This is a genomic window from Acidovorax sp. FW305-C-20-28, assembly GCF_058783375.1.
The window spans coordinates 44,289-64,566 of record NZ_JBYSYM010000037.1 but is presented as its reverse complement, the minus strand read 5'-3'; the positions used below and the strand labels follow the sequence as shown (position 1 = coordinate 64,566).

19 protein-coding genes are annotated in these 20,278 nt (G+C 68.4%); 11 read left to right on the top strand and 8 right to left on the bottom strand.

What is annotated here, in order from left to right:
- Nucleotides 1-145: 145 nt before the first annotated feature.
- Complete coding sequence (locus AC3WOH_RS29810; RefSeq protein ID WP_492232915.1) at nucleotides 146-727, bottom strand: TetR/AcrR family transcriptional regulator; 582 nt, start codon at nucleotides 725-727, stop codon at nucleotides 146-148.
- Nucleotides 728-948: 221 nt separating this feature from the next.
- On the opposite strand from AC3WOH_RS29810, the gene AC3WOH_RS29805 reads away from it, so the two are divergent.
- Genes AC3WOH_RS29805 through AC3WOH_RS29795 form a run of 3 tightly spaced genes read left to right on the top strand, consistent with a single transcriptional unit; the run spans nucleotide 949 to nucleotide 6,784 of the window.
- Nucleotides 949-2,139, top strand: coding sequence for an efflux RND transporter periplasmic adaptor subunit (locus AC3WOH_RS29805; RefSeq protein WP_492232914.1), 1,191 nt, complete (start codon nucleotides 949-951; stop codon nucleotides 2,137-2,139).
- A gap of 59 nt (nucleotides 2,140-2,198) precedes the next feature.
- Complete coding sequence (locus AC3WOH_RS29800; RefSeq protein ID WP_492232913.1) at nucleotides 2,199-5,342, top strand: multidrug efflux RND transporter permease subunit; 3,144 nt, start codon at nucleotides 2,199-2,201, stop codon at nucleotides 5,340-5,342.
- Between the two features lie 8 nt (nucleotides 5,343-5,350).
- Entirely contained in the window at nucleotides 5,351-6,784 is a 1,434-nt protein-coding gene (locus AC3WOH_RS29795) for an efflux transporter outer membrane subunit (protein WP_492232912.1), read from the top strand.
- Here AC3WOH_RS29795 and AC3WOH_RS29790 read toward each other — a convergent pair.
- The 3 genes from AC3WOH_RS29790 to AC3WOH_RS29780 form a co-directional block, all read right to left on the bottom strand.
- On the bottom strand, nucleotides 6,711-7,247 hold the full coding sequence (locus AC3WOH_RS29790) for a GNAT family N-acetyltransferase (protein ID WP_492232911.1): 537 nt from the start codon (nucleotides 7,245-7,247) through the stop codon (nucleotides 6,711-6,713). The two genes, AC3WOH_RS29795 and AC3WOH_RS29790, sit on opposite strands and share 74 nt — an antisense overlap.
- Nucleotides 7,248-7,269: 22 nt before the next feature.
- Nucleotides 7,270-8,103, bottom strand: coding sequence for an alpha/beta hydrolase (locus AC3WOH_RS29785; RefSeq protein WP_492232910.1), 834 nt, complete (start codon nucleotides 8,101-8,103; stop codon nucleotides 7,270-7,272).
- A gap of 70 nt (nucleotides 8,104-8,173) precedes the next feature.
- Nucleotides 8,174-9,058 (bottom strand): SDR family oxidoreductase, encoded by an 885-nt coding sequence (locus AC3WOH_RS29780; RefSeq protein ID WP_492232909.1) that lies wholly within the window; start codon nucleotides 9,056-9,058, stop codon nucleotides 8,174-8,176.
- Between the two features lie 104 nt (nucleotides 9,059-9,162).
- On the opposite strand from AC3WOH_RS29780, the gene AC3WOH_RS29775 reads away from it, so the two are divergent.
- A complete protein-coding gene (locus tag AC3WOH_RS29775; protein ID WP_492232908.1) occupies nucleotides 9,163-10,056 on the top strand; it encodes a helix-turn-helix transcriptional regulator in 894 nt (297 codons plus the stop codon).
- Between the two features lie 58 nt (nucleotides 10,057-10,114).
- Nucleotides 10,115-10,426: a cupin domain-containing protein gene (locus AC3WOH_RS29770; RefSeq protein WP_492232907.1), complete on the top strand. Its 312-nt coding sequence runs from the start codon at nucleotides 10,115-10,117 to the stop codon at nucleotides 10,424-10,426.
- 19 nt (nucleotides 10,427-10,445) lie between these two features.
- On the opposite strand, the gene AC3WOH_RS29765 is transcribed toward AC3WOH_RS29770, so the two are convergent.
- The 3 genes from AC3WOH_RS29765 to AC3WOH_RS29755 form a co-directional block, all read right to left on the bottom strand.
- On the bottom strand, nucleotides 10,446-10,766 hold the full coding sequence (locus tag AC3WOH_RS29765; protein ID WP_492232906.1) for a hypothetical protein: 321 nt from the start codon (nucleotides 10,764-10,766) through the stop codon (nucleotides 10,446-10,448).
- A gap of 10 nt (nucleotides 10,767-10,776) precedes the next feature.
- The gene (locus tag AC3WOH_RS29760) at nucleotides 10,777-11,448 is read right to left on the bottom strand and encodes a hypothetical protein (RefSeq protein WP_492232905.1); all 672 of its coding nucleotides are present in this window, start codon (nucleotides 11,446-11,448) and stop codon (nucleotides 10,777-10,779) included.
- 75 nt (nucleotides 11,449-11,523) lie between these two features.
- The gene (locus tag AC3WOH_RS29755; RefSeq protein WP_492232904.1) at nucleotides 11,524-11,988 is read right to left on the bottom strand and encodes an ankyrin repeat domain-containing protein; all 465 of its coding nucleotides are present in this window, start codon (nucleotides 11,986-11,988) and stop codon (nucleotides 11,524-11,526) included.
- 379 nt (nucleotides 11,989-12,367) lie between these two features.
- Here AC3WOH_RS29755 and AC3WOH_RS29750 point away from each other — a divergent pair, with 379 nt between their 5' ends.
- The 5 genes from AC3WOH_RS29750 (at nucleotide 12,368) to AC3WOH_RS29730 (ending at nucleotide 18,128) form a co-directional block, all read left to right on the top strand.
- Nucleotides 12,368-13,036: a GntR family transcriptional regulator gene (locus tag AC3WOH_RS29750; protein ID WP_492232903.1), complete on the top strand. Its 669-nt coding sequence runs from the start codon at nucleotides 12,368-12,370 to the stop codon at nucleotides 13,034-13,036.
- A gap of 2 nt (nucleotides 13,037-13,038) precedes the next feature.
- Nucleotides 13,039-14,532, top strand: a complete 1,494-nt coding sequence (locus tag AC3WOH_RS29745; protein WP_492232916.1) for a malonyl-CoA decarboxylase — start codon at nucleotides 13,039-13,041, stop codon at nucleotides 14,530-14,532.
- Between the two features lie 177 nt (nucleotides 14,533-14,709).
- The gene (locus tag AC3WOH_RS29740) at nucleotides 14,710-15,705 is read left to right on the top strand and encodes a Bug family tripartite tricarboxylate transporter substrate binding protein (protein WP_492232902.1); all 996 of its coding nucleotides are present in this window, start codon (nucleotides 14,710-14,712) and stop codon (nucleotides 15,703-15,705) included.
- A 15-nt stretch (nucleotides 15,706-15,720) separates the two neighbouring features.
- On the top strand, nucleotides 15,721-16,530 hold the full coding sequence (locus AC3WOH_RS29735; protein WP_492232901.1) for an enoyl-CoA hydratase/isomerase family protein: 810 nt from the start codon (nucleotides 15,721-15,723) through the stop codon (nucleotides 16,528-16,530).
- A 35-nt stretch (nucleotides 16,531-16,565) separates the two neighbouring features.
- Complete coding sequence (locus AC3WOH_RS29730; RefSeq protein ID WP_492232900.1) at nucleotides 16,566-18,128, top strand: malonate--CoA ligase; 1,563 nt, start codon at nucleotides 16,566-16,568, stop codon at nucleotides 18,126-18,128.
- 72 nt (nucleotides 18,129-18,200) lie between these two features.
- On the opposite strand, the gene AC3WOH_RS29725 is transcribed toward AC3WOH_RS29730, so the two are convergent.
- Complete coding sequence (locus AC3WOH_RS29725) at nucleotides 18,201-19,109, bottom strand: LysR family transcriptional regulator (protein WP_492232899.1); 909 nt, start codon at nucleotides 19,107-19,109, stop codon at nucleotides 18,201-18,203.
- Between the two features lie 100 nt (nucleotides 19,110-19,209).
- On the opposite strand from AC3WOH_RS29725, the gene AC3WOH_RS29720 reads away from it, so the two are divergent.
- Nucleotides 19,210-20,277, top strand: coding sequence for a Kelch repeat-containing protein (locus tag AC3WOH_RS29720; protein ID WP_492232898.1), 1,068 nt, complete (start codon nucleotides 19,210-19,212; stop codon nucleotides 20,275-20,277).
- Nucleotide 20,278: the final 1 nt, after the last annotated feature.

Genomic DNA, 20,278 nt, shown 5'->3' with positions numbered 1-20,278 from the left:
GTGACTTTCTCTTGGCGGCCCAAGAGAAAGTTACTGCGCCGCCGGGCGCACATCCCGGCTCCCGCCCTCCAACAAGGAACAGAAGTAACCACCAACAGCCGAATCTCTCAGCAAACGACGCAAGAAACCGGGAGCGCGCACCGCCTCAGGGGGGCGCAGTTGCCCCATGCAGGAACATCGTCTCCACCACCTCCGCCATGCCGCCGCGCGCCACGCGGCCCAGTCGCTCGGCGTCCATCATGCAGACGACGAGCGCGATCAATGATTCGGTCAGCGCCGCAGCGCTGATGTCGATGCGAAAGTAGCCCGTGCGCTGGCAGCGCAGGAAGAAGGCATCCAGCGCCTTGGTGAACTGGTCCCACTGGTCGGCCCAGCGCTCGTCGCTCAGCGTATCGGGCTTCCAGTAGTACATCAGGAAGGCGCCCATCTCGCGGTGTACCAGCTGGCCCTGGATCACGCGCTGCAGGGCCTCGCGCGGCGTGCCCTCGTCCAGCCGCGCCTCGGCCAGCGCGCGGCGCATCAGCTGCGCGCCATGTGCCATCAGCCGCGCGATCAACTCATCCCGCGTCTTGCAGAAGCGGTACAGCGTGGCCTTGCTCACGCCCACGGCCTTGGCCAGCTCCTGCAGGGTGGCGCGCGGCTTGTCCACCAGGGCCAGGGCCAGTGCGGCCATCAGGCGGTGGTCGTCGTCGGCCGCTTTCGCATCGGTAGGGGGAGAGGGTGTCATGGTCGTGGGCGTCTCTTTTTGCCTCAAGGGCTTCTTGTGAACCTGAACAGGCCCGTTGCCCGCAATTTTGGCCCCATTTTGCGCAGGTGGCGCCAATTCTGTCATCTGAAAACTCAAATGACCTTGTAAAGTTGAAAATGAATCAAAAAAGATTCATTTGGGTTTATGATTCATCTTTCGAGCTGCGGGCGATTCCGCACGCATGACCAAGGATTCACACAATGGACAAGATCAGAATGGGCAGGGCACGAGGGCTGCGGGCTCTGGCAGCAGTGGCTGCCGCGGCGCTGTTGGGCGCATGCGGCAACGGCGGGGGCGGTGCCCCGGGGGGCGCACCCCAGGCGGCAGGGCCGGCCGCTGTCGAGGTGCTGGTGGTCCAGCCCCGGCCGCTGGCCATCACGCAGGAGCTGCCGGGCCGCATTGCCGCCGCGCGGGTGGCCGAGGTGCGCGCCCGGGTGGCCGGCATCGTGCTCAAGCGGCATTTCCAGGAAGGGGCCGACATCCAGGCGGGCCAGTTGCTGTTCAGCATCGACCCGGCCCCCTACAGGGCGGCGCTGGCACGCGCCGAGGGCGAACTGGCCAAGGCCGATGCCGCCGTGGGCGACGCGCAGGCCGTGGTCAAGCGCTACACCCCGCTGGCCAAGGTCGAGGCCGTGAGCCAGCAGGACCTGGACACGGCCCAGACCGCGCTCAAGAGCGCGCAGGCCGCGCGCACCTCGGCCCTGGCCGATGTGCAGACGGCCCAGTTGAACCTGGGCTACACGCGGGTCACGGCGCCCATCGCGGGCCGCATCGGCCGCGCGGCCGTGACCGAAGGGGCCCTGGTCGGCCAGGGCGAGGCGACGGCGCTGGCCACCATCCAGCAGCTGCACCCCATCTATGCCGACTTCACCCAGCCCGTGGCCGACGTGGTGCGCGCCAGGGAGGCCCAGGCCGCGGGCAAGCCGCAGGCGACCCCCCTGGTGCTGAGCGTGGAAGGCGCGCGCCAGACGCGCGAGGGCCGCCTGGTGTTCGCCGATGTCACGGTGGACCGCAGCAGCGGCCAGATCTCGCTGCGCGGCGAGTTCCCCAACCAGGACGCGCTGCTGCTGCCCGGCATGTACGTGCGCGTGCGCAGCCCCCAGGCCACGGACCCCGCGGCCGTGCTGGTGCCCCAGCGCGCCGTGAAACGCGACGCCGAAGGGCGCGCGCAGGTGATGGTGCTCGGGGCCGATGGCAAGGTGCAGGCACGCCCCGTGCAGGCCGGCACCATGGTCGGCGCCGACTGGCACATCCTCTCGGGCCTGGCGGCCGGGGACAAGGTGATCGTCGGCGGCCCGGCCGTCCACGCGGGCGACCAGGCGGCCGAGGCCGCGCCCCCCGCGCCCGCAGCCCAGGCCCCTGCGCCAGCATCCAACAAGGCCGTGCTGTGATCCACGGCGCCGCCACCGCACACCGTTCAGCGCCCCGCCACCGGGGCCCGTAAACCACCATGTCGAAATTCTTCATCGGCCGGCCCAAGCTCGCCTGGGTCGTGGCCATCTTCATCACGCTCGCGGGCCTGCTGGCGATCCCTTCGCTGCCGGTCTCGCAGTTCCCGGACGTCGCGCCGCCGCAGATCTCCGTCTACGCCACCTACCCGGGGGCCTCGGCCACCACGGTGGTGGAATCGGTCACCAGCATCCTCGAAGAGGAGCTCAACGGCGCCAAGGGGCTGCTGTACTTCGAATCGTCGAGCTCCAGCGGCACGGGAGAGATCTCCGTCACCTTCCAGCCCGGTACCGATCCGGCGCTGGCGCAGGTGGACGTGCAGAACCGCCTCAAGAAGGCCGAGTCGCGCCTGCCCGCCGCCGTCACGCAGCAGGGGCTGCAGGTGGAGCAGGCCAACTCGGGCTTTCTGCTCATCTACTCGCTGACCTACAAGGGCGATGCGGCGGACCGCGACGTGGTGGGCCTGGCCGACTATGCGGTGCGCCACATCAACAACGAGATCCGGCGCCTGCCGGGCGTGGGCAAGCTGCAGTTCTTTGGCTCCGAGGCGGCCATGCGCGTCTGGCTCGACCCCAGGAAGCTCTTGGGCTACGGCCTGTCGGTGGCCGACGTGAACACTGCCATTGCCGCCCAGAACGTGCAGGTGCCGGCCGGCAGCTTCGGCGGGCGGCCCGGCACGGTGGAGCAGGAGCTCACGGCCACGCTGGCCGTCAAGGGCATGCTCGAATCGCCCGAGGAGTTTGGCCGCATCGTGCTGCGCGCCAACGCCGACGGCTCGTCCGTGCGCCTGGCCGACGTGGCGCGGCTGGAGATCGGCCGCCAGGACTACAGCGTCGAAAGTCGCCAGGACGGCCGCAAGGCCGTGGCCGCGGCCGTGCAGCTCACGCCCGGCGGCAATGCCATCCAGACGGCCAATGCCGTGAAGGCGCGCCTGGCCGAGCTGTCGGTCGCGCTGCCTGCGGACATGGAGTATTCCATCGCCTACGACACCTCGACCTTCGTCAAGGTGGCCATCGAGAAGGTCATCCACACCCTGCTCGAAGCCATGGTGCTGGTGTTCCTGGTGATGTTCCTGTTCCTGCAGAATTTCCGCTACACGCTGATCCCCTCCATCGTGGTGCCGGTGTGCCTGATGGGCACCTTCGCGGTGATGTACGGCCTGGGCTTTTCCGTCAACATGATGACCATGTTCGGCATGGTGCTGGCCATCGGTATCCTGGTGGACGACGCCATCGTGGTGGTGGAGAACGTCGAGCGCATCATGGCCACCGAGGGCCTGCCGCCGCGCGAGGCCACCATCAAGGCCATGGGCGAGGTCAGCGGCGCCATCGTCGGCATCACGCTGGTGCTCACAGCCGTGTTCCTGCCGCTGGCCTTCATGGGCGGCTCGGTAGGGGTGATCTACCGGCAGTTCTCGCTGGCGCTGGCGGTGTCCATCCTGTTCTCGGGTTTCCTCGCGCTCACGCTCACGCCGGCGCTGTGCGCCACCTTGCTCAAGCCCATACCGCAGGGCCACCATGAGGAGAAGAAGGGCTTCTTCGGCGCGTTCAACCGCGGCTTTGGCCGGCTCACCGAGCGCTTCGAAGTGCTCAACCACCGCCTGCTGCGCCGCACCGGCCGCTTCATGCTGGTGTACCTGGCGATCTTCGCGGTGCTGGGCTTCCTGTACGTGCGCGTGCCCGAGTCCTTCGTGCCCACCGAGGACCAGGGTTATCTGATCGTGGACATGCAGCTGCCTCCGGGCGCGACCTACGCGCGCACCGAGAAGCTGGTGGGTGAAGTGGATGCGTACCTCATGTCGCGTGAGGGCATGGCCTCGGCCTTCTCGGTGCTGGGCTTCAGCTTCTCGGGCTCGGGCCAGAACGCGGCGCTGGGTTTTCCCAACCTCAAGGACTGGTCCCAGCGCAGCGCGGCCCAGTCGCCTGCGGCCGAGGCTGCAGCGCTGAACGAACGCTTTGCCGGCAGCAAGGACGGCACCGTGATGGCCGTGACACCGCCGCCCATCGAAGGCCTGGGCAATGCGGGCGGCTTTGCGCTGCGCCTGCAGGACCGCGGCGGCGTGGGGCGCGAGGTGCTGAGCCAGGCGCGCGACCAGTTGCTGCAGCAGGCCAACACCTCGCCGCTGATCGCCTACGCCATGATGGAAGGCCTGCAGGATGCGCCCCAGCTGCGCCTGGACGTGGACCGTGCCAAGGCCGAGGCGCTGGGCGTGGGCTTCGATGTGGTCAACACGGCCATCTCCACCGCCTACGGCTCGGCCATGGTGAATGACTTTGCCAACGCCGGGCGCCTGCAGCGCGTGATCGTGCAGGCCGACATCAAGGAGCGCATGACGCCCGAGGGCATCCTGGCGCTGCATGTGCCGAGCAAGACGGGCGTGCAGGTGCCGCTCAGTTCCTTCATCACCGCGCACTGGGAGACCGGGCCGGTGCAGCTGTCGCGCTACAACGGCTACCCGGCCTTCAAGATCAGCGGCGATGCGGCGCCGGGCCACAGCACGGGCGAGGCCATGGTCGAGCTCGAACGCATCGTGGCCGGGTTGCCGCAGGGCATCGGCTACGAGTGGACCGGCCTGTCGCTGCAGGAGCGCGCGGCCGGTGGGCAGGCGCCCTTCCTGTTCGCGCTGGCCATCCTGGCGGTGTTCCTGCTGCTGGTGGCCTTGTACGAAAGCTGGGCCGTGCCCGTGGCGGTGATGCTCATCGTGCCCATCGGCGCGCTGGGGGCGGTGCTGGCCGTCACGGTGTCCGGCATGTCCAACGACGTGTACTTCAAGGTGGGGCTGATCACCATCATCGGCCTGGCGGCGAAGAACGCCATCCTGATCGTGGAGTTCGCCAAGAGCCTGCACGAACAGGGACTGTCGCTGGTCGAGGCTGCCGTGCAGGCCGCGCGCCTGCGCCTGCGCCCTATCGTGATGACCTCTCTGGCCTTCATCCTGGGCGTGGTGCCGCTGGTGCTGGCCTCCGGGGCGGGCGCGGCCAGCCAGCGCTCGCTGGGCACGGGCGTCATCGGCGGCATGCTCAGCGCCACGGTGCTGGGCGTGGTCTTCGTACCCATCTTCTTTGTCTGGGTGCTGTCGCTGTTTGCGCGCCGCAAGGCTGCACAAGCGCCTGCTGCCACTCTTGAGCCGATTACCTCGAAATGAGACACCCGATGAAACGCACCCTTTCCGCCCTGGGCCTGGCGCTGCTGCTGGCCGGCTGTGCCTCGCTGGCGCCCGGGTACCAGCGCCCCGAGGCCCCCGTGCCGGCCGCCTGGCCTGCAACCCAGGCCGAACCAGCCCCGGCAGCGCCGCTGCAGTGGCAGGACTTTGTGACCGACGAGCGCCTGCGTGCCCTGGTGGCGCAGGCGCTGCGGGACAACCGCGACCTGCGCCAGACCCTGCTCAATGTGGAGGCCGTGCGCGCGCAGTACCAGATCCAGCGCGCCGACCGTGTACCCAGCCTGGGCCTGCAGGGCAATGGCATGCGCCAGCGTACGCCGGCCGATCTGTCGGGCAGCGGCCGTGCCACCACCCAGGGCAGCTACCAGGTGGGCCTGGGCGTCACGGCCTTCGAGCTCGATCTGTTCGGCCGCGTGCGCAGCCTGAGCGAGGCCGCACTGCAGGACTACCTGGCCACCGAGTCGGGCGCGCAGGCCGCGCGCATCAGCCTGGTGGGGCAGGTGATCGAGACCAGCCTGCAGCGCGATGGCGCGCTGCGCCGGCTGCAGCTGGCGCAGCAGACACTGCAGGCGCGCGAGCAGTCGCTGCAACTGACGGCCCAGCGCCGCGCCGGTGGTGCGGCCACGGCGCTGGACCACCAGGAGGCCCTGGGCCTGGCCGAGCAGGCCCGGGCCGAGGTGGAGCGCAACCAGCGCGAGCTGCACCAGGCCACCAATGCCCTGCGCCTGCTGGTGGGCAGCGACGCGGCCGACCTGGGCCAGGCCGCCGCCAGCGATGGCCAGCCCCTGCTGGTGCAGGACATCGCGGCCGGCGCACCGTCGGACCTGCTGGCGCGCCGGCCCGACATCGTGGCGGCCGAGCAGCAATTGCGCGCACGCCATGCCGACATCGGTGCGGCGCGGGCCGCGTTCTTCCCGCGCATCACGCTCACCGGGCTGCTGGGCAGCTCCAGTGCCGAGCTGTCCAGTCTGTTCCGTGCGGGGCAGGGGGCCTGGTCGTTTGCGCCGCAAATCAGCCTGCCGATCTTCGATGGCGGACGCAACCAGGCCGGGCTGGAACTGGCCCAGGTGCGCAAGGACGCCGCCGTAGCGCGCTACGAGGGGGCCGTGCAGGCCGCCTTCCGCGAAGTGGCGGATGCGCTGGCCGCCACCGACACGCTGCGGCGCGAGGAGGCCGCACGCCTGGCCCTGGTGCAGAGCAGCCAGGAGGCGCTGCGCCTGGCCGAGGCACGCTACCGCGGCGGTGTGGACAGCCACCTGCGCTACCTGGAGGCGCAGCGCTCGGCCTATGCCAGCCAGCAGGCGTACATCGAGACCAGTACCCAGCGGCAAATCGCGCTGGCCACTCTGTTCAGGGCGCTGGGCGGGGGCTGGTCGGCGGAGCCGCAGGGAGAGCGGCCAGCCGGTCCATCGCCTCGCGCGTGAGCCGGTAGCTCAGCCGGTCGGCCACGCGCACCGCGCCCAGGCTTTCGTAGAAGGCGATCCCCGCATGGTTGGACTCCTTCACGTTCCAGTCCATGCGGCCGCAGCCCGCGTCGGCAGCGTGCTGTGCGACCCAGGCCACGAGCTGGCGGCCGATGCCCTGGCCACGGGCATGGGCGCGCACGAACAGTTCCTTGAGCAGGCACTGGCGCCGGTGCTCGGGGCTGGGGTCCACCAGCGATGGCATCAGTACGGTGGCAGCAAGGCCCAGCGCGGCGCCAGAACCGTCGCTGGCCACCACCAGACGCACCGGGGAGCCGGGTGCGAGCAGGTGGTCGCGCAGGTGGGCATGCACGGCTGCGCGTGGGGCCGTGGCCACACCGGCGTCGGCGTAATAGGCGTTCAGCTCGCAGAGCAGATCGGTCAGCGAAGCGTGCGGATTGCCGGCCGGTGCGATGTGCAGCATGGAGCGGACATCCCTGCCGCCGTCACGAGAAGAAGCGCTGGAGCGCTTCTTCGAAGGCAGGCAGATCGGCGCCGACATGGCTGGTGTTGTATTCCGCCTTGACCAGCGTCAGCCCGGGATGGGTCTGCGCCGCCATTTGCGCATACAGCGGGTTGCCGATGAGGACGGTGTTGCCCGCAGTCGCCCCGGTGAGGAACAGTGTGGCGGGCAGGGGCTTGCCATCGAGTTGCTTTTCGAAAGCCAGGAAGCTGGCCACGTCACCATGGGCGCCCACGCTGGACTCGGTCGAAAGGTAGTGCGAGAAGCTCAGCGCGCCGCCCAGGCCCTCGATCACCAGGGCTGCAATGACGAAATAGCCGCCATGGGACAGGCCTGAAAGAGCCCGGCGCTTGGGATCGGCGCGGTACTGGCGCTCGATCGCCGGGGCGAGTTCCTTGGTGATGAAGTTCAGGTAGCGCGTGGCGCCGGGCAGCAGGAAGTCCGTGCCACGCATGGCCGTGCCGCCGATGCCGACCAGGATGGCCTGCGTTCCGCGGCGCTGCATCACCTGCTTGAACGTGTCGAAGCGCGAGATCGCGGCGGTGGTGGAGCCGTAGGGGGCGTCGCCTTCGGTCGCGTAGATCACCGGCAGCGCGGTGGAGCCCGTGGCGTACGATTGCGGCACATACACTTGGATGGCATAGGTGTAACCGTTCGACTCGGACTTGAGCGTGGAGTGGAAGACCTGCCCGACCGGCTCGGGTGCGGGCTCGCTGGAGCCGCCCCCGCCGCAGGCGGCAAGGGCGGAGGCTGAGGCCAATGTGAGCAGCGCGGTGCGCCGGTCCATGGGCGGAGCGATGTGCGTTCTTCCTGGCATTCGGTAACTCCTCCTGTGGAGCCATTGTAGGGAGGGTTGCATGAATGCCGGGGAAGAGATGCCGATGCGCTTAGAACCGGGCCCGGTCCAGGTCTGCGAGCAGTGTGGCTTCCACGGGCCGCCAGCCCAGGCGCTGCTGCGTGAGCGCGCTGGACGCCGGGCTGTCCATGCCGGCAAAACGCGCCAGCCAGCCAAAGTGCTGCCCCGCCTCGCTGGCTGGCACCGATGCCACGGGCAGGTTCAGCCCGCGGCCGATGGATTCGGCAATGGCCTTGAGTGCCACGCCTTCCTCGCCCACTGCGTGGTAGCGTGCGCCACGCGCGCCTTGTTCCAGCACCAGCCGGTACAGGCAGGCCGCGTCGAGCACATGCACGGCGGGCCAGCGGTTGGCGCCCTCATCCACGTAGGCCACCACGCCCTTTTCGCGCGCCAGCGCGATCAGATAGGTGATGAGCCCCTGCTTGAAGGGGTCGTGCACCTGCGGCAGGCGCACCACGCAGGCATGCACGCCCTGCTGCGCCAGATCGGCGGCGGCCTCTTCGGAGGCACTGCGCGGCACGCCGGCACTGCTGGGCACGGGCGCGTGCTCTTCGGTGCCCACGCCGCCGGTGCCCAGCAGGGTCATGCCGGTGGTGACGAGCAGCGGGCGGTCGCTGCCTGCCAGTTCCGCGCCCATCGCGGCGATGACCTGCCGGTCGGCCTCGCAGTTGGCCGCATAGGTCGAGAAGTCGTGGTTGAACGCCGTGTGGACCACGCCATCGGCGTGGGCGATGCCGCGGCGCAGGCTGGCGAGGTCGTCGATGGAGCCGCGGTGCACTTCGGCGCCGACCGCGGCCAGGCGCTCGGCCGCTTCGTCCGAGCGGGCCAGGCCCAGCACCGTGTGGCCCGCATCGATCAGTTCGCGGGTGATGGCCGTACCGACAAAACCGGTCGCACCGGTCACAAATACACGCATGGAAGAACCCCTTGGGTGGAAAGAAGGGGGCAGTGTCGGTATCCTATCTATCCAGGTAAAGTAGTGTTCTTATACAGGTATAAGCAGTAACAGGAATCGCTCCCATGGCCGATGGCACCAAGGACAACCCGCTGGGTGAGTACCTGCGCGACCGCCGCACGCGGCTGGACCCCGCCGCGCTCGGCTTTCCGCTGGCGCGCCGGCGCACGCCCGGCCTGCGCCGCGAAGAGGTGGCCCAGCGCGCCCACGTCAGCGCCACCTGGTACACCTGGCTGGAGCAGGGCCGGGGCGGGGCACCCTCGGCCGAGGTGCTGGCGCGCATTGCGCGCGCGCTGATGCTGACCGATGCCGAGCGCGAATACCTCTTCCTGCTGGCCCTGGGCCGTCCGCCCGAGGTGCGCTTTCAGGACGCCGAGGGCGTGACGCCGCGGCTGCAGCGCGTGCTCGATTCGCTCGAGACCAGTCCGGCCTATGTGCGGACCTCGACCTGGGATGTGGTGGCCTGGAACCATGCCTCCACCCGTGTGCTGACCGACTACGGCGCCTTGCCTGCCGGGCAGCGCAACATCCTGCGCGTGGTCTTCGGCAGCATGGCGCTGCGCCGCAAGATGCCCAACTGGGAGCGCGACTCGCGCTTCATCGTCGGCGCCTTCCGTGCCGACGTGGCACGCGCCGGCGCCGCTGCGCGCGTGCAGCCCATGGTGGACGAGCTGTGCCAGCTCGACCCCGAGTTCCGCGCCCTGTGGCGCGACAACGGCGTGCAGAGCGCTTATGGCGAACACCCCAAGCATGTGGTGCACCCGGTGGCCGGCCCCATCGACCTGGAGTACTCTGCCTTTGCCGTCGACGGCCGGCCCGACCTGGGCATGGTGGTCTACACCCCGGCCACGCCGCGCGACCTGGCGCGCGTGAAGGCGCTGATCGCGGCGGGCGAGGGCGCCAAGGCGGTTGCTGCCCTGCCAGCCGCGAAGCGGCCTCGCCAGATCGCACCGGCATAGCCCGGTTCTGTATCGTTCACCCAGCCAGTCCCGCCAGCCCCATCAGGAGACGAGCCAGATGACCACGCCGCCTGCCAACCCACCTGTCCACCCCAGCTTCGAGCAGTTCCAGGCTCGGTCGCTGGCCGATGGTTTCGATGAGGTGGTGGTGCGCGAATGGGCGCCCGATGCGGTGGTCCCCGAGCACCGCCATGACTTCGGTGTGAGCGCCATCGTCGTGCAGGGCGAGATGTGGCTCAGCTGCGCAGGGCGGGAGCGCCACCTCGTGCCCGGCGACACCTTCGCGCTGTACCGCAACGAGCCGCATGCGGAGCGCTATGGGGCGCAAGGGGCGACGTACTGGGTGGCGCGGCGCAATGCGGTGGGCTGAGCGACAGACAGAGGGGCTTTCAGCTCTTGCCAAACAGCGTGTCGAGCCGTGCCTGGAATTTGCCCAGCACCTCATCCGCCGAGGTGCCTTTCAACAGATCGGGGTCGAACATGTGGTCGCCGACATAGATGAGCGCATCGTCCTTGCCTTCCCTCGCAGCCCCGCCGGCCAGGGGAAAGGTGGGGTGGAGCCTGTAGGTCTCCAGCCGAAACACCCGCCCCTGGTACGTGGTGGTGTTCACTTCGCGCGAGATTTCCAGTCGGAATCGAAAGGCATCTCCGTTGCCCGCGTGGAATGGTTCCACGTCGATGGTTCGGACCAGTTCGCTCAGTTTTCGCATGGGTTTTCCATCAGCCGGCAAAGTTGTGCTGCCGCGATTGCTCGGCGGCAAAGGATGCGATGTCGGTATGGTGCGATTGCAAGGCGTGTGTGATGGGGGCGGGGTCGCTGAGGGCGATCCGGCGCGCCCCAGCCACGGCGAACCGGCGTTCGAGGGGCTCGGTGCTTGTCAGTGCCTGGATGATCCGTTCAGCCGCATTCGGGTCGGAGTCCAGTGCAGTCACCCAACGGGTCAGCACGGCGAGTTGCTGATTCGACTGTGGGCTGATGCTGCTGGCCAACTGCGCGGTGGATGCATGGGCAATGAATCCCAGCGCCTTCCAGCGAACCGCTTCGTCGTGGTCATTGAGAAGGCCTACCGCTGTGGCGAGTAGCGCCCCGTCCCGCGGGGTTGTGCAGACGAGCACGGCGTCGAGCGCATGGGCTCGGACGTACCGTGCAGGATGGCTCAGAAGCGTCGCGAACGTGTTCAGCAATGGAGCGGCATTTGCGCCCAGTTCAGAAAGAATCCAGGTAGCGGTTTTGGCAATGGCTTCGTCGCTGCTCAAGAGCAAAGGACGCAATCGCTCAACGGGGTATCCCCTGAAGAAGGCCGCCAGCAGGTCGTGAACTGCTTGGTCGGCATGGCCTTTGGCCACGGATTCGAGGGCGCGGTCACCGCGCTCCAAGGCTTCAGGCACCATGCCTTTTAGAGGGCTTTTGGAGAGCTTTGGGGGGCGGCATCGAGGGTGTTCTCCTTCCAAGCGGTCACATATCCGTCATTCATCGAACCGGCACGCTTCAAAATTTTCTTGCTGGATCGATCGGAAGTCGATCCATCGCTGTCGAGCCGTTCCATCGGTGTCCGTGCCGGGAATCAGGAAAGCGCCGAGGTTCCCGAAAGCCGCCACGATCTTTTGCTGGTCCATCAGGTGTGCCATCTGCAGGGGAGTCTCGCCGAACTCGTTGTGCATGTCTTGCCGGGCTCCGTGTTCCATCAGCAGTGCCACAGTGTCGGCGTGGCCGCCCAGAACAGCGTAGTGCAGGGGTGTCAGCCCCAGGTCGCCGAGGGCGTTGATGTCTGCCCCCAGAGCGATGAAGGCTTCGACATCCGTTGTAGACCCGCGAAAGGCGGCCAGATGCAGAACCTGGGAATCGAATGCGCCTCGGTGGTGCACGCCTTCGATCGCATCTCCCCCCAGGAATTCAACGTGTCTTTGGTATTGCTCGAAAAGCCTGGTCATGAAAGAGCGCAATGGGCGCCTGTGTGGTCGGGATTCTTACGCGGCGGCGGGTGGATGACGCTGTGGGCTGGTTCCCACGGATGGAACGCTTTGCGTTGGCAGACAGCAAGCTTTCCTGTCCCGGCTTTGCGTGCTTTTTTCACCCGCCAGTGTGCCCGGCCTGGCCCTGCCAACTGTTGCTCCCCCGCCTCATCCCCTGCAAATCCGCCCCGTCTTACGAAAAAACACGCTTTCCCTCTTGTCATTTTCCATAATTATGAGAAATTACACCCATGCGAGAGCAAAGCCAGCGTTTGCCGTCATTTGATGGCACGTTGGCGGCAAAAGCCGGTCCCTGGATCTGAGGGCCGGTGGCTGATCACCTGGAGTTCGCCTGAACATGCGCCTGGTATCCAATTCCCTGCACGACGAAGTCGCCTCGCGGCTGCGGGAGGAGATCTTTGCCGGGCAGCTCGCGCCGGGCAGTTTTCTTGACGAGGTGGCGCTGTGCGAGCGGCTCGCGATCTCGCGCACGCCGCTGCGCGAGGCGCTCAAGGTGCTGGTGGCCGAGGGCCTGCTGCGCCATGAGCCGCGGCGCGGCTGCTTCGTGGCCGAGGTCACGGCACGCGACCTGGACGAGATCTTCCCCGTGATCGCGCTGCTTGAAGGCCGGGCCGCGCACGAGGCCACGCGCCATGCCAGCGCCGCCGATGTGGCCGCGCTGGAGGTGCTGCACCAGCGCCTGCAGGCCCATGCGGCAGCCGGGCGCATCCCCGAATACTACGAAGCCAACCACGCCATCCACGAGGCCTTCATCACCCTGGCCGACAACCGCTGGCTGGCCCAGGTGATTGGCGACCTGCGCAAGATCCTGCGCCTGGCGCGGCTGCAGCAACTGCACGCGCCCGGGCGCCTGCAGCAGAGCCTGGCCGAGCACCTGGCGGTGTTTGCCGCCCTGAAGGCCCAGGACTGCGATGCCGCCGAGGAGGCCATGCGCACCCATCTGCTGCGCCAGCGCGAGGCCCTGCGCGACGTAGCCCGCACCCAGCAATCGAGGTTGACACGATGAACATGAACACCGCCCCCGAATGGATCGCCCGCAGTGTCTCGCGCCTGCGCTCCGCTGCCCCGGCCAGCGACAACAAGGCCCCGGGAGACAAGCCCGCGCGAGCGGCGGCCGACAAGGCCAATGTGACCGACGTGGTGGCCAAGGTGGCCGCGCCGCGCTCCACCAACGAGCGCCTGGCGGCCACGCTGCGCCGTGGGCAGGAGGCGCTGTCGCCGCGTGCCCTGCGCCGCCTGCTGGCCGACCTGCAGGAGGTGGTGGCCCCGCAGGTCAGCGAGATCGAGGGCGGGCGCCGCGCCCAGGGCGTGGCCCAGTGGTACGCCGCGGCCGATCCCGAGGAGCGGCGCGACATGTGGCTGCTGCTGTGTGAGCAGTTCGCACCCGATGCCACGCGCTTCAAGTCGGCGCGCCAGCGCTACGAGGCCGCGGCCGGCACAGCCGAGGAAGGCCAGGCCGAGATCAGCCTGCGCCGCGCCCTGGTGTCGCCGCGCACGCGGCTCTTGCAGCGCTTTGCGGTGTTCCCCGAGGGCATGCGCTTTCTGGTGGACATGCGCGCCGAGCTGCTGCCCCTGCTCAAGGCCGACAAGCGCCTGCTGGCGCTTGATGCCGAACTGGAGCACCTGTTCTCCACCTGGTTCGATGTGGCCTTCCTGGAGCTGCGCCGCCTGTCGTGGGATTCGCCCGCCTCGCTGATCGAAAAGCTCATCAAGTACGAGGCGGTGCACGACATCCGCAGCTGGGCTGATGTGAAGAACCGGCTGGACAGCGACCGCCGCTGCTACGGCTTCTTCCACCCGCGCCTGCCCAACGAGCCGCTGATCTTTGTGGAGGTGGCGCTGGTGGACCACATCTCGTCCAGCATCACCCCGCTGCTGGACGAGGCCGCCGCGCCGGCCGATCTGGCCAAGGCCACCACGGCCATCTTCTACTCCATCAGCAATACCCAGAACGGGCTGCGCGGCGTGAGCTTCGGCGACTCGCTCATCAAGCATGTGGTGGAAACGCTGAACGCGGAGTTCCCGCGCCTGCGCACCTTTGCCACGCTCTCGCCCATCCCCGGTTTTCGCAGTTGGCTGGGCAAGCATGCAGCGGCCATGCTGGAGAAGCTGGACGACAAGCGCCGCGCCGAGCTGGGCCGCGCCGTGGGCTTCGAGCCGCCGCAGGCCGCGCACCTGCTCACCGCGCTGGAAAAGCCGCTGGATCTGGAGCCCCGCTCGCCCGTGCGGCAGATGCTGCTCGAATGCGCGGCGCACTACCTGGCGCGCGAGCTGGCCGAGGGCAAGCCCGTGGACCCGGTGGCGCGCTTCCACCTGGGCAACGGCGCACGCGTGGAGCGGCTGAACTGGGGCGGCGATCCCTCGGCCAAGGGGCTCAAGCAGTCCTACGGGCTGATGGTCAACTACCTGTATGACTTGAAGCGCATCGACAAGCATCGGGGCCTGCTGGCGCAGGGCAAGATCCCCACCTCCGGCGACATCGACAGCCTGTGCAAAAACTGATTTGAAGAACCCGGGCGTGGCGCCGGTGCCTCGGTCTGCAGGCGGTTGGTGGCAACCCCTGCAGACAGGGGGTGCATCGGTGACACCCGTGTAGTGAGCCGGCGCTACCATGCGCCTCTTGTGTGTTGGCAAATTTCATTTCATTTTTATTTTTATTTTTATAAGACAGGAGACAAGATGAAAGACAACGACCTGCAGCGCCGCGACGTGCTGCGCGGTGCCGCCGCTGCGGCTGCTGCACTGGCCTGTGGCAGCGGCTGGGCCCAGGCGTCCGCGTGGCCGAGCAAGCCGGTAACCCTGGTGGTGCCGTTCCCCGCTGGCGGGGGCACCGATGCCTTCGCCCGGCCGATGTCCGCCCAGTTCTCCAAGACCACGGGCAAGACCCTGGTCATCGACAACCGCGGCGGTGCCGGCGGAACCGTGGGCGCGAGCTTTGCGGCCAAGGGCGCGCCCGATGGCTACACCCTGTTCATGGGCGCGGTGCACCATGCTATCGCGCCATCGATGTACCCCAAGCTCGACTACGACATCGAGAAGGATTTCATCCCCCTGGCCCTGATGGCCAACGTGCCCCAGGTGCTGGTGGTCAACCCCAAGGCCGTGCCGGTGGCCAACTACCAGCAGTTCCTCGAACACGTCAAGCGCAACCCCGCCAAGCTCAACTACGGCTCGGCCGGTGCCGGCACCTCGCACCATCTGGCTGGTGAGCTGTTCAAGCAGCAGACCAAAACCTTCATCACCCACATTCCCTACCGCGGCGCGGGCCCGGCGCTGCAGGACCTGATTGCGGGCAATGTGGACATGATGTTCGACGGCCTGGGCTCGTCGGCCGCGCACATCAAGGGTGGCCGCATCAAGGCGCTGATGGTGGCCGGCAACAAGCGCAACCCTGCCTTCCCCGACGTGCCCTGCGCCGCCGAGCTGGGCCTGCCCGAGTACACCGTGACCACCTGGTACGGCCTGTGGGCGCCCAAGGGCACGCCGGCCGATATCCAGGCGCGCATTGTCGAAGAGGTCAAGCGCATCGGCACGGCCGACGAGATCAAGACCATCTGGGCCAGCAACGGCGCCGAGTACGGCTCCCTGACCCCGCAGCAGTTCGGCGCCATGGTGAGCAGCGAGGTCAAGCGCTGGGCGGCTGTGGTGAAAGCCTCGGGCGCCAAGCTCGACTAAGACAAGAACGGCGACATGCAGGCAGCAGAAGTACAAGCGAGGGCCGAGGTAGTCGTGGCGAGCGCGCCCGGCCCGGCCGGAGAGGCCGGCGTGGTGCAGGTCACGCTGCGCCATACCGGCCGGCTCAACGCCATGTCGCGCGCCATGTGGCAGCAACTGCGTGCGGTGTTCAAGGACATCCAGCGCAGCCACGGGGCGCGCTGCGTGCTGATCGAGGGCGACGGCTCTGCGTTCTGCGCGGGCGGCGACATTTCAGAGTACCCGGGCTTTCGCTTCGATGCGGCGGCGCTGCGCGAATTCCACGAAGGCGATGTCTGGGGCGGGTTGTCGGCGATGCTCGACTGCGATGTGCCCATCGTCGCCCATATCGCCGGCGCCTGCATGGGCGCGGGCGTGGAGATCGCCAGCTGCTGCGATGTGCGCGTGGCCCATGCCGGGGCGCGCTTTGGCGCGCCCATCGCGCGCCTGGGTTTCCCCATGGCGCCGCGCGAGGCGCAGCTCGTGGCCGGCGCCGTAGGCGAGGTCACCGCGCGCCAGATGCTGCTCGAAGCCGCCACTTTCAGTGCCGACGAGATGTTCGCGCGCGGCTTCCTGAGCCGTGTGGTGGCCGGCAGCGCGGAGGATGCTCGCGCCGAGGCGCTGGCCAGCGCCTGCCGCATTGCCGCGCTGGCGCCCGGCGCCGCGCGCCTGAACAAGCAGACGCTGCGCGCGCTCAAGAGCGTGCCGCCCGCGGAACATGCCCCCGACCCCTATGCCTACGCGGACAGCGCCGAGCACCGCGAGGGCATCACCGCCTTTCTGGAAAAACGCCCCCCTGCGTTCTGAACCTTTGACCCGTTGCCTACCCGGATGACCGCACCATGAGTTCCACCTCCCAGCACAACCTGTTCAGCGCGCTGCGCGCTGCCTTCCCAGCCGACCTGGCCAGCACGGCCGTGGAGACCACCAGTGCCGATGGCCAGCCGTTGCTCTATTCGTGGAGCGACCTGGACCGCGCCAGTGCCCGCATGGCCAACCTGCTCGCCTCGCTCAAGCTGCCCGAGGGCAGCCGCGTGGCCGTGCAGGTCGAGAAATCGGTCGAGGCGCTGCTGCTGTACTTGGCCACGCTGCGCGCGGGCTATGTGTTCCTGCCGCTCAACACGGCCTACCAGAGCGCCGAGATCGAGTACTTCATCGGCAACGCCGAGCCCGCCGTGGTGGTCTGCACGCCCGGCAACTTCGGCTGGGTGAGCAAGATCGCCTTCACCCAGGGCACGCAGCATGTCTTCACCCTGGGCGACGACCGCACGGGCAGCCTGCTGGAGCGCGCCGCGCACCACGGCGACGAGTTCGCGACCGTGCAGCGCCAAGCCGACGACCTGGCCGCCATCCTCTACACCAGCGGTACCACAGGCCGCAGCAAGGGGGCGATGCTCACGCACGGCAACCTGCAGTCCAACGCCGAAGTGCTCAAGGACTACTGGGGCTGGAAGAGCGGTGATGTGCTCATCCACGCACTGCCCATCTTCCACGTGCACGGCCTGTTCGTGGCCATCCACGGCGCGCTGATCAACGGCAGCAAGATGATCTGGTTCAGCAAATTCGACCCCAAGGCCGTGCTCGCCGCCATGCCGCGCGCCACCGTCTTCATGGGCGTGCCCACGCTGTACGTGCGCCTGCTCGCAGAGGCCGGGCTGAACAAGGAGGCGGCGAAGAACATGCGCCTCTTCGTCGCGGGCTCTGCGCCGCTGCTGATCGAGACCTTCAATGCTTGGCAGCAGCGCACCGGCCACACCATCCTGGAGCGCTATGGCATGAGCGAGACCATCATGCTCACCTCCAACCCCTATGCGGCCGATGCGCGCCACGCCGGCCAGACCGAGCGGCGCGGCGCCACCGTGGGCTTCCCTCTGCCGGGTGTGGGCCTGCGCGTGGTGGACGATGCGGGCAAGGCCCTGCCCGTGGGCGAGATCGGCAACATCCAGGTGCGGGGCCCCAACGTGTTCAAGGGCTACTGGCGCATGCCCGAGAAGACGGCCGAGGAGTTCACTGCGGACGGCTGGTTCAAGACTGGCGATGTGGGCAAGGTGGACGAGCGTGACTATGTGAGCATCGTGGGCCGCAGCAAGGACCTGATCATCAGCGGCGGCTACAACGTCTACCCGGCCGAGATCGAGGGCTACATCAACGACATGCCTGGCGTGGCCGAAAGCGCCCTGGTCGGCGTGCCCCACCCGGACTTCGGCGAAGTGGGCGTGGCCGTGGTCATCGCCAAGCCCGGCGCGAAGCTTGATGGCGAAGCCATCGTGGCATCGCTCAAGTCGCAACTGGCCAACTTCAAGATCCCCAAGCGCTGCTTCGTGGCCGACGAACTGCCGCGCAACACCATGGGCAAGGTGCAGAAGAATCTGCTGCGCGATCAGCACAAGGGCTTGTTCGCCTGACGGCGAAAGCTCCCACCTCTGATGATCGAAAGGGCCTGTGGGCCCTTTCTTCTTTGGAGAGTGGGCGCCTGATCAGGGCATGGCCAGCGCCACGGGATGCTGCCGTGCAAAGTCGATGAAGCTGCGCAGCGGCACAGGCACATAGCGCTGCTGCGGGTAGTACAGGTAGGGCACGCCCAGGCCCGGCGCCCAGTCGGCCAGCACGCGCTCCAGCCGGCCGGCGGCCTCGTCGGCCAGCACATAGCTCTCGTGCACATAGGCCAGGCCTGCGCCGTGCAGGGCAGCGTTCAGGGCAATGTGCGCATCGTTCACTGTGAGCGGGCCGCGCGGCACCACGCTGGCGCTTTCGCCATCGCGCGCAAAGTGCCAGGTGAACAGCGTGCCGCCCGGAAAGCGCCGCCGTATGCAGCGGTGCGTGGCCAGATCGTGCGGCGTGGCGGGCCGCCCATGCTCGGCGAAGTACGCGGGCGAGCCCACCACCGCATAGCGCTGCGGCGGGCCGATGGGCACGGCGATAGCGTCCTGCGCCAGGTCGCTGGCAAAGCGCACGCCGGCATCGAAGCCGCCCTTGACGATGTCGGTCATGGCCGCATCGGCGCTGATGTCCACCCCGATGTCCGGGTAGGCCTGCTGAAAGCGCGCCACCAGCGGTGCCAGCACGAAGTGCGCAATGGGGCCCGGTGCATTCAGGCGCAGGGTGCCGAAGGGCATGTCGCGGTAGCGGTTGAGCCGGTCCACCGCGTCGGCGATCTGCGCCAGGGCGGGCTCCAGCTGGGCGAACAGCTCCTTGCCCGCATCGCTGGGCGCCACGCTGCGCGTGGTGCGCTTGAGCAGCACCACGCCCAGCTGCGCCTCCAGCCGGCGCAGGTTCTGGCTCAGCAGCGAGGGCGTCACGCCCCGCTCCAGCGCCGCGCGGCGAAAGCTGCCATGCCGGGCCACGGCGGCAAAGACTTCGAGGTCGGCCAGGGGGATGCGGTCCATTGCGTAGCCAGGGTTCATTGTTTGTGAATGATTATGGGGCTATCGCTTGACAGTGGGCGCTTTTACAGTCGCGCCCAGCATTCAACGAGGAGCCCGAACCATGCCCATGTCCACCCGTTTCCCCCTGCGCGCAGCGGCCCGTTGCGCCACCCTTGCGGGCCTGCTCGCGCTGGCGCCCTGGTCATGGAGCCACGGCGCACCCGCCGCGGCGGCCGCCACCTGGACCACCGCTGCCCCCGCCGGTGTGGCGCGCCAGGAGCTGTACCCCGAAGTGCTGAACGGCAAGATCTACGTGGCCGGCGGCCTGCTCAGCCCCAACACCGGCTACTCGGCCCACTTCGAGGCCTACGACCCGGCCACCGATGCCTGGACGCGCCTGGCCACGCTGCCGCAGGGGCGCCACCACATGACGCTCACGGCCATCGGCGGCCAGCTCTATGGCGTGGGCGGCTTCACGGGAGGCTTCCCGGTCTGGCAGGCGCAGCCCACCATGTTCATCTACGACCCCGTGCGCAACGCCTGGCGCCCGGGCACCGACCTGGCCACGCCGCGCGCTGAGGGCATTGCCGCCGCGGTGGACGGCAAGCTCTACCTCATCGGCGGGCGCGTGCGCGCCACGCCCACGGCCAGCCATTTCGACGACCACGTGGACAGCACCCTCAACGAGGTGTTCGACCCCGTGCGTGCGCAGTGGTCAGCCCGTGCCCCCGCGCCCACGGCACGCAACAGCGCGGCCTTTGGCGTCATCGGCGGCAAGGTCTATGTGGTCGGCGGGCGCCAGTACGGCAAGAACGCCGATGGCACGGCGCGCCAGGTGAACGTGCCCACGCTGGAGGTCTATGACCCCGTCACCGACACCTGGGCCACGCGCGCGCCCATGCCCCAGGCCCAGGGCGGCCTGGCCGCCACGGTGGCCGATGGCAGGCTCTACGTCTTCGGTGGCGAGCAGTGGGTGCCCGAGCAGAAGGTGTTTGCCGACAGCTGGGTCTATGACCCGGCCACCGACCGCTGGTCTGCCCTGCCGCCGCTGCCCACGCCGCGCCATGGCCTGGGAGCCTCCACCCTCGGCAATCGCATCCATGTGTTCGGCGGAGGCCTGCGCACGGGCGGCAATGCGGCTACGGCTGTGCACGAGGTGCTGGTGGTGGACGCCGGCAGCAGGCCCTGAG